The 443-nt window shown below is 66.4% G+C and carries 1 pseudogene; it reads left to right on the top strand.

The features are described from left to right. Positions 1 to 443, top strand: a pseudogene (locus tag GHO41_RS29540) (ATP-dependent helicase HrpB); the annotation flags it as partial.

Here is a 443-nt window from a genome sequence, read left to right as displayed (position 1 = left end):
AGTGCCACCCAGCGGGCCGGCCGGGCCGGGCGACTGGAGCCGGGGGTGTGTTATCGGCTGTGGTCAGAGGACCAGCATGCGCAACTGGCGGCTTATGGAAGCGCTGAAATCCTCCAGGCAGACCTGTCCGGGTTGGCCCTGCAACTGGCGCGTTGGGGCGTCACCCCTGAGCAACTGACCTGGCTAGATGTACCGCCTGCCGCGAGTTATGCACAGGCCCGGCAACTGCTGGAGCGCTTGGGCGCCCTGCATGGGCCAAAACTGACGCCCCACGGCGAAGCGATGGCCGAACTGCCGGCGCACCCGCGTATCGCGCATTTGTTGCTGCGCGGGCACGATCTGGGGTTGGCGGCGATGGCCTGTGACGTAGCGGCGTTATTGGGTGAACGCGATATTTTGCGCGGTGCCGGGGCCGATGTGCACAGCCGTCTGGCCTTGTTGTC

Source organism: Pseudomonas sp. FSL R10-0399, assembly GCF_009600165.1.
GTDB lineage: Bacteria > Pseudomonadota > Gammaproteobacteria > Pseudomonadales > Pseudomonadaceae > Aquipseudomonas > Aquipseudomonas helleri.
Note: the sequence above shows the minus strand (reverse complement) of the source record. Positions and strands in the feature narration are given on the sequence as shown.